Source organism: Arthrobacter sp. efr-133-TYG-118 (assembly GCF_030209755.1).
GTDB lineage: Bacteria > Actinomycetota > Actinomycetes > Actinomycetales > Micrococcaceae > Arthrobacter.
Window position 1 is genome coordinate 124,672 of the sequence record NZ_JARVRH010000010.1, and the last position, 7,682, is coordinate 132,353.

9 protein-coding genes are annotated in these 7,682 nt (G+C 63.2%); all 9 read left to right on the plus strand.

What is annotated here, in order from left to right:
• Nucleotides 1-591, plus strand: a complete 591-nt coding sequence (gene ruvX, locus QRN59_RS09460; RefSeq protein WP_284982257.1) for a Holliday junction resolvase RuvX — start codon at nt 1-3, stop codon at nt 589-591.
• Entirely contained in the window at nt 588-2,249 is a 1,662-nt protein-coding gene (gene mltG, locus QRN59_RS09465; protein WP_284982258.1) for an endolytic transglycosylase MltG, read from the plus strand. The genes ruvX and mltG overlap by 4 nt, the downstream gene beginning before the upstream one ends.
• Nucleotides 2,246-3,115 carry a shikimate dehydrogenase gene (locus QRN59_RS09470; RefSeq protein ID WP_284982259.1) on the plus strand — a complete coding sequence of 290 codons (870 nt, stop codon included), beginning with the start codon at nt 2,246-2,248 and terminating at the stop codon, nt 3,113-3,115. The genes mltG and QRN59_RS09470 overlap by 4 nt, the downstream gene beginning before the upstream one ends.
• 29 nt (nt 3,116-3,144) lie before the next feature.
• Nucleotides 3,145-4,344, plus strand: coding sequence for a chorismate synthase (gene aroC, locus QRN59_RS09475; protein ID WP_284982260.1), 1,200 nt, complete (start codon nt 3,145-3,147; stop codon nt 4,342-4,344).
• Complete coding sequence (locus QRN59_RS09480) at nt 4,344-4,910, plus strand: shikimate kinase (protein WP_350225226.1); 567 nt, start codon at nt 4,344-4,346, stop codon at nt 4,908-4,910. The genes aroC and QRN59_RS09480 overlap by 1 nt, the downstream gene beginning before the upstream one ends.
• Nucleotides 4,907-5,998 (plus strand): 3-dehydroquinate synthase, encoded by a 1,092-nt coding sequence (aroB, locus tag QRN59_RS09485; RefSeq protein WP_284982262.1) that lies wholly within the window; start codon nt 4,907-4,909, stop codon nt 5,996-5,998. Before QRN59_RS09480 ends, aroB begins: the two co-directional genes overlap by 4 nt.
• Nucleotides 5,995-6,516 (plus strand): tetratricopeptide repeat protein, encoded by a 522-nt coding sequence (locus QRN59_RS09490; protein ID WP_284982263.1) that lies wholly within the window; start codon nt 5,995-5,997, stop codon nt 6,514-6,516. The genes aroB and QRN59_RS09490 overlap by 4 nt, the downstream gene beginning before the upstream one ends.
• A gap of 168 nt (nt 6,517-6,684) precedes the next feature.
• Nucleotides 6,685-7,248, plus strand: a complete 564-nt coding sequence (gene efp / locus QRN59_RS09495) for an elongation factor P (protein WP_028267136.1) — start codon at nt 6,685-6,687, stop codon at nt 7,246-7,248.
• Nucleotides 7,248-7,658 carry a transcription antitermination factor NusB gene (nusB, locus tag QRN59_RS09500; RefSeq protein WP_284982264.1) on the plus strand — a complete coding sequence of 137 codons (411 nt, stop codon included), beginning with the start codon at nt 7,248-7,250 and terminating at the stop codon, nt 7,656-7,658. The genes efp and nusB overlap by 1 nt, the downstream gene beginning before the upstream one ends.
• Nucleotides 7,659-7,682: the final 24 nt, after the last annotated feature.

Sequence of the window (7,682 nt, forward strand, 5' to 3'; positions counted from 1 at the left end):
TTGGAGGCCACTGCGAGCAACGACGACTACCCCCGGGGCATCAAACTGGGGGTGGACGTCGGCACCGTCCGTGTGGGAGTTGCCATCTGCGACCCGGACGGGATCCTGGCCACGCCGTTCAAGACGGTAAGCCGGGACGCCAAGAAGAATTCCGACGTCGGGGTCATTGTCCGGCACGTCGCGGAGCTCGCCGTAGTCCAGATCTTCGTCGGGCTGCCGCGCACGATGAAGGGTGAGGAACACGCTTCTGCCGTTATGGCTACCGACTACGCGGAGTTGCTGGCAACCCACTTGCAGCGCCGCGGACTCGACGTTCCAGTCAACATGGTGGACGAGCGGCTCAGTACCGTGACGGCCCACCGCAATCTCCATGAAGCTGGCATGAGCAGCAAGGATCATCGTAAAGTGGTGGATCAGGTTGCCGCTGCCGGAATTCTGCAGCACGCGATCGACATGCAAAAAGCCAGAGGTGCGGATGTGGGCAGGCGCGTGCAGGCGCCCATGCCACCCCAACACATTGACGGTGCCAGTGCGCCGCTGCCGGCCTCCGGCATTGATCCACACTCTCCAACGAGGGGAAGACAATTGTGAGCCCGGTCAACAACGACCCCTCCAACGACGCAGCAGAAGGCCGAAACCGGCCCCTGACTCGTCGTGAAATCCGTGCCAGGGAACGCTTCCTGGAGACGCAGAACCAGGAGGTACTGCCACCACCTGTGCCTGTCCACTTTGAACCTGTCGCAGTCCCGAAGCCACAGCCTGCATATGTCCCGGACTACGCATCGGCCGCCCCGGACGCGGGCATCCACGCTACTGACTTCCACGACGACGGCGTTCTCAACGAAACCGCTCCTTCGCATGCCGCGCCTTCGCACGGCGAAACGGTTCAGCCCGACGAGGACGTTCGGCAGCACGATGCTTCGCATGACGACCTCCTGCAGCACGCTGACACCGTGCAGCCAGACGTCGAGCACTACGACGTGGTGCATCCAGACATTGTTGAGCACGATGCTTTGCACGATGACTCTGTTCACAGCTACGACGTCGCCCACGGTGACGAGTTCCACGAACTGCAGGCCCATGCCGACGGTTTTGAGCACCACGATTCCCAGTTCGACTTCGAAGTCCATCATGAGCACGACGCCCATGACCTCATGGCAGCTGCGACTCCTGTGCCAAAGGTTCCCTCGAAGAAGGTCCGCAGGCGCCGTCGTCTTCTCGCGCTGCTGCTCACCCTCACAGTGTTCGTCGCGGCGGTTGCCGTTGGGGCGCAGTTCCTGAAGCCACTGCTCGGGATGGACAAGGTCAGCGACTACCCCGGCCCGGGTACGGGCTCGGTCACCATCACTGTGGCCCCGGGCTCCGGCCCCAAACTTGTCGCGACCAACCTTCAGAGCCAGCACGTCATTGCCGACGCGGATTCTTTCGTGGCGGCTTTCACTGCTGCCGGGGGTGAACTCTCACCCGGTGATTTCACCTTCAAAACGGAAATGAAGAACTCCGATGCGGTGAATGTGCTCCTCGGCAAGGATTCTTCCAAGGTCATGTATTTCGCGCTGAGTGCAGGATTGCGTATCGGTGAATCCCTTGATGCGATCTCCAAGGGCTCGGGCATACCTTTGTCCGAATTGAAGGCGCTCAGCGACTCGCCGGCCCAGTTTGGCATCCCTGCCCCGGCAAAGAACCTGGAAGGCTTCCTGGCACCGGGGGAGTACCGTTTCCCCCTTGGAACGCCTGCCAAGGACATCCTCCAGAAGCTCGTCACGGCCACCACCGACGAGCTCAAGGCCCAGGGCGTCACGGATCCCGCCAAGCAGTACCAGGCCATCACGGTGGCCAGCATCGTGCAGGCTGAAGGCGGCCAGGCCGACTACGGCAACGTGGCTGGCGCCATCTACAACAGGCTCAAGCCGGGCAACACCGAGACGAACGGGCTCATCCAGTCGGATGCCACGGTTACCTACGGCCTGGGCACCAAGACCTTCCACCTGACCGATGCCCAGAAGGCTGACAAGAGCAACCCCTACAACACCTACGCGAACGTGGGGCTTCCGGTCGGGCCCATTGGTTCACCAGGCAAGACGGCGATCGATGCTGCCGCGAAGCCGACAGCCAACAATTACCTTTACTGGGTAACCATCAACCTCGACACCAAGGAAACCAAGTTCTCCAGCACGCTGGCGGAACACCTCAAGTACGTTGACCAGTACAACGCGTGGTGTGCGGCCAACGCGGGACGGTGCGTGTGAGTAGACGTGCTGCCGTCCTGGGGCACCCCATCAGCCACTCGAAGTCACCAGCACTCCACCGCGCGGCCTATGCGAAGCTCGGGCTCGACATCGAATACTCGGCGATCGACGTAACAGTTGAGCGGCTCCCGGCCTTCATGGCGGGCCTTGAGGCCGGCGACGACTGGTGCGGTTTGTCGGTTACCATGCCGCTCAAGACCGCCATGGTGGACGAAGTCGACGAGGTCCGCGGAGCCGGCGCGTACTTGGGTGTCATCAACACGGTTGCGTTTGAAGACACCGGGCACGGCGTGCGGCGGGTCGGCCACAACACGGATGTGGCCGGCATCGTGGAAGCCGTGAGGAATGCAGGAGTCACAGAGCAGCCGAACTCCGCGATCCTTGGTGGCGGCGGGACATCCGCAGCGGCTATTGCAGCGCTCCGCGAGCTCGGCTCGAAACACGTTGACATCTTCGTGCGCGACGCCGGACGGGCCGCCGAGGCGAAAGCCGCGGCAGCCGCCGTCGGGCTTTCCATTCACCTCCGGCCGCTGGCCGAAGCCGCTGAAGGCATGGCGGGAGCCGATCTGGTGATCTCCACGCTTCCGCCGCGGGCAGCGGACGGCATCGCGGCGCAGCTCGAGCAGCTTCCCGACGCCGACAAAGTTCCCCACGATAACTGGGGTGTCCTGCTCGATGTCGCCTACGATCCTTGGCCCAGCCGCATTGCCGAAGCATGGCATTCGCGGGGTGGAGTAGTGGTTCCGGGACTGGAGATGTTGCTCTACCAAGCCGTGGAGCAGATCCGTTTGTTTTCCGGAACCGACGTCACCGCCGATGTCATAGATGTGATGTGTGACTCAGTCGGGCTTCCCCGGCGGGTCTAGTAAGGGCCTTACATGGCAGGATTGGATATATGTTGCGTTGGTTGACTGCCGGTGAATCCCATGGCCCGGCACTGCTCGGAATTATTGAAGGCGTCCCCGCCGGTGTGGAACTCACCAGCGAGGAAATACGCGACGCCTTGGCGCGTCGCCGTCTCGGCTATGGCCGCGGCGCCCGGATGAAGTTCGAGCAGGACGAAGTGAGCATCCTTGGCGGCGTCAGGCACGGCGTGACGCAGGGCGGTCCCGTCGCGGTCCAGATCGGCAACACCGAATGGCCCAAATGGGAGCAGATCATGTCTGCCGACCCCGTGGATCCCGCGCTTCTCGCAGACCAAGCCCGGAACGCGCCGTTGACCCGTCCGCGGCCCGGCCATGCAGATTTCACCGGCATGCAGAAGTACGGGTTCCCTGAGGCCCGCCCTGTCCTGGAACGCGCCAGCGCCCGGGAAACTGCCACGCGTGTCGCTTTGGGTACGGTTGCTTCGCAATTCCTGAAGCAGCTTGGCATCGAGCTCGTGAGCCACACGGTGTCCATCGCGAGCGTGACCGTGCCCGAGGGCCGTCCACTGCCTCTGCCGTCCGACGTCCTGGCCCTCGATGCCGATCCTTTGCGTTGCTTCGATCGAGAAACCTCGGACGCCATGGTGGCTGAGGTCGACGCGGCACACAAGGAAGGCGAGACCCTCGGCGGTGTTGTCGAAGTTCTGGCCTACGGTCTTCCCCCTGGACTCGGAAGCTACGTGCACTGGGACCGTCGCCTCGACTCCCGCCTGGCTGCTGCCCTGATGGGGATCCAGGCGATCAAGGGCGTCGAAGTCGGCGACGGCTTCTTGACCGCGGCACGCCGCGGCTCCGCCGCGCACGATGAGATCGTCAAGGACGAGACCGGCCGGATCGTCCGCAGGACCAACCGTGCCGGTGGCATTGAAGGTGGCATGAGCATCGGCGAAGTCCTGCGTGTCCGCGCCGCAATGAAGCCCATCGCCACCGTCCCGCGTGCATTGAAGACCATCGACGTCAGCACCGGTGAGGCGGCCAAGGCGCACCACCAGCGCTCCGACGTCTGTGCCGTTCCGGCGGCGGGTGTCGTGGCCGAGGCCATGGTCGCCCTGGTGTTGGCCGAGGCCGTTGCTGAGAAGTTCGGCGGTGACTCGGTCGCCGAGACGGCTCGGAACCTTCGGGGTTACCTGGACAGCATCCCGGCAACCCTGGACTCGGTCGGCCACTAGTGGTCCGCGGTACCTCGGGCGCCGGTCAAGGGCGCGCGATCGTTTTGGTGGGGCCGATGGCCGTTGGAAAATCGGTCATCGGCCAGCAGCTCGCCCAGCAATTGGGCGTGCCGTTCGTGGACACTGACGCCGTCATCGTTGAGCACCACGGCACTATCGCGGATATTTTCGCCGGTCGTGGAGAACATGCATTCCGGGAGATCGAGGCCAGAACGGTGGCACGCTCGGTTGAAGCTGCGGACATCAACGGAGCGGTGGTTTCGCTGGGTGGTGGCGCAGTGCTGGATTCCGGCACCCAGCAACTGCTGGGTGCCTGCACCGTGATCTACCTTGAGTGCGATGCGGAGACAGTCGCTGAGCGCATCGCCCGCAACACGGGCCGGCCACTGCTGGCCGGTGACGCCATGGCCCGCTGGGAGACCCTTTTTGCCGCCCGGCGTCCTGTCTATGAACGCCTTGCAGACATCACTGTCGACGTCCGGTCCGGGACCGTGGCGGAAATCGCCCTCCACGTGGAGGAAAGACTGCGTGAATACGCGGCCTTGAAAGAGGAAGTGCAAAAGTGAGCAACGAATCAACTGTCATCAAGGTCAGCGGCCAGTCCGCCAACGAGAACTATGACGTCGTCGTCGGGCGCGGCCTCTTGGAGACCCTTCCCTCGAAGCTGGGGGAGCGCGTCAGGCGGGTCCTCGTGGTCCATCCGCGTGCCCTCCGCCTCACGGGCGATACGGTCCGTGCCGAACTCGAGGCAGCCGGTTTCACCGCCCTAACCGCTGAGATCCCCGACGCCGAAGAAGGCAAGCACATCCAGGTTGCCGCTTTCTGCTGGCAAGTGCTTGGCCAGAACGACTTCACCCGCTCCGACGCCATCGTGGCGGTCGGCGGCGGCGCGGTCACCGACCTCGCCGGATTCGTCGCCGCCACGTGGCTGCGCGGCGTCAAGGTCATCCACATGCCTACGAGCCTCCTCGGCATGGTGGACGCTTCCGTGGGCGGAAAGACCGGCATCAACACGGCGGAAGGCAAGAACCTGGTGGGTTCCTTCCACCCGCCCGCGGCTGTCCTGGCGGACCTGGACACCCTCCAGACGCTGCCCAGGAACGAGCTGATCTCCGGAATGGCAGAGGTCATCAAGTGCGGCTTCATTGCCGATCCCGCCATCCTGGAACTCGTCGAAAACAAGCCGGAGGAAGTCACTGATCCAGGGTCGGCGGTGCTCCGCGAGCTCATCGAACGTGCCATCGCGGTGAAAGCGAAAGTGGTCTCCGAAGACCTCAAGGAATCCGGCCTTCGTGAAATCCTCAACTACGGGCACACGCTCGGCCACGCGATCGAACTCGTGGAACGCTACTCGTGGCGGCATGGCGCAGCGGTTTCTGTCGGCATGATGTTTGCCGCCGAACTCGCCCGCAGCGTCGGCCGGCTTTCCGACGTCGACGCCGACAGGCACCGCACCATCCTCGAGGGACTCGGGTTGCCTGTCACCTACCGCCGGGACCGCTGGCAGGGCCTGCTCGACGGCATGCGCCGCGACAAGAAGTCCCGCGGAGACCTCTTGCGTTTCGTGGTGCTCGACGGCGTGGCAAAGCCCGGAATACTCGACGTGCCGGACACCTCGTTGCTCTTCGCTGCCTACCAGGAGATCGCATCATGACCACCGAGACCTTCAGCAGCATCAGTGATTGGCCCACGGGTGGATTCCCCGGGGTGCGCACGAACCCGGATACTCTCCTGCCGGCCATCGTCAATGAGGAAGCCATGCAGTTGGCACTCGCTGAGTCCAGCGATCCCGCCGACCGCATCATGGCGCTCATGCTCGAAGGCCACCCGGGCGAAGCCGCGGAATTGTTGGCCGAGGCGCGCTACAACGATCCCGAGTCGTTCAAATTGCGGATCTTCGAAGCCGAACTGCACCGTGCCACCAACCGCTTTGACCGTGCGGTGGAGCTGTTCCGCCAGCTACTGGGCGAAGTCCACGGAACCGCCAAGGAACCGGTCGTCCACCAGTATTTGGGGCGGGCCCATTTTGTGGCCGGCAATCACGTCGCTGCGGCGGAGTCGTTCACCAAGGCCTTGGACCTGCGCGTGGCCTTGGCAGCCGACGCTTCGCTGATCTATTCCTCTGCTGTGGCCCTGCAACGCGCCCGGAACGTCCTCGAGTTCGTTTCCTGACAAGGGCGGGGGCAGGCACCCCGCATTTTGCCGGTAGAATGGACTTTGGATTTTTGATAAATACGCGCTGGCTGCCTTCAAGGCATGCCTGCTTGGCATAGTCGGCTGGAAGCTAAACCAGTAGCTAAAGCAGTAGCTAGCACCAGTGAGAGAAACCAGAGGATACTAGTGGCAACCACAAATGACATCAAGAACGGAACCGTGCTGAAGCTCGAGGGCCAGCTCTGGAACATCATTGAGTTCCAGCACGTCAAGCCGGGCAAGGGCGGCGCGTTCGTGCGCACGAAGATGCGCAACGTCATGTCGGGCAAGGTGGTCGACAAGACCTTCAACGCCGGCCTCAAGATCGAAACTGCCACGGTTGACCGCCGCGATTACCAGTACCTGTACCAGGACGGCGCGGACTTCGTCTTCATGGACACCCAGGACTTCGACCAGATCACGGTTTCCGGTGCCACGGTAGGCGACGCCACCAACTTCATGCTGGAAAACCAGATGGTCAACATTGCCATCCACGAGGGCACTCCGCTCTACATCGAACTGCCCCCGAGCGTTGTCCTTGAAATCACCTACACCGAGCCGGGCCTGCAGGGCGACCGCTCCTCGGCTGGAACCAAGCCAGCTACCCTTGAGACCGGCTACGAGATCCAGGTGCCCCTGTTCGTTGAGAACAACACCAAGGTCAAGGTAGACACTCGCGACGGCAGCTACCTGGGCCGGGTCAACGACTAGTGAGCGCCCGTGGTAAGGCCCGTAGCAGGGCCCTCGAGGTACTGTTCGAGGCGGAGCAGCGTTCCGCTTCCGCTTTCGAGGTCTTGAAGGCCCGCCGGGAAATGACCGACCTCGTGGTCAACCCGTACACGATGGACATCGTGGAGGGCGTGGTTGCCATGCAGCCCACCATCGACGAGTTCCTGCAGACCTACGCCCAAGGCTGGACCTTGGAGCGGATGCCTGCGGTCGACCGCATCATCCTGCGGATCGGCGCCTGGGAACTCCTCTACAACGACGACGTTCCGGACGGCGTAGCCGTCAGCGAAGCGGTGGCACTGGCCAAGGTCATGTCCACCGACGAATCTCCTGCGTTCATCAACGGCCTCCTTGGACGGTTGCAGACGTTGAAGCCTTCCCTGCTCGCGTAGGCGGCATTGGAAGGATCAGCCCAA

Excerpts from the sequence above, each read along its gene's own strand:
- QRN59_RS09490 (WP_284982263.1), top strand. The coding sequence starts at position 5,995 with ATGACCACCGAGACCTTCAGCAGCATCAGTGATTGGCCCACGGGTGGA.
- aroC (WP_284982260.1), top strand. The coding sequence starts at position 3,145 with ATGTTGCGTTGGTTGACTGCCGGTGAATCCCATGGCCCGGCACTGCTC.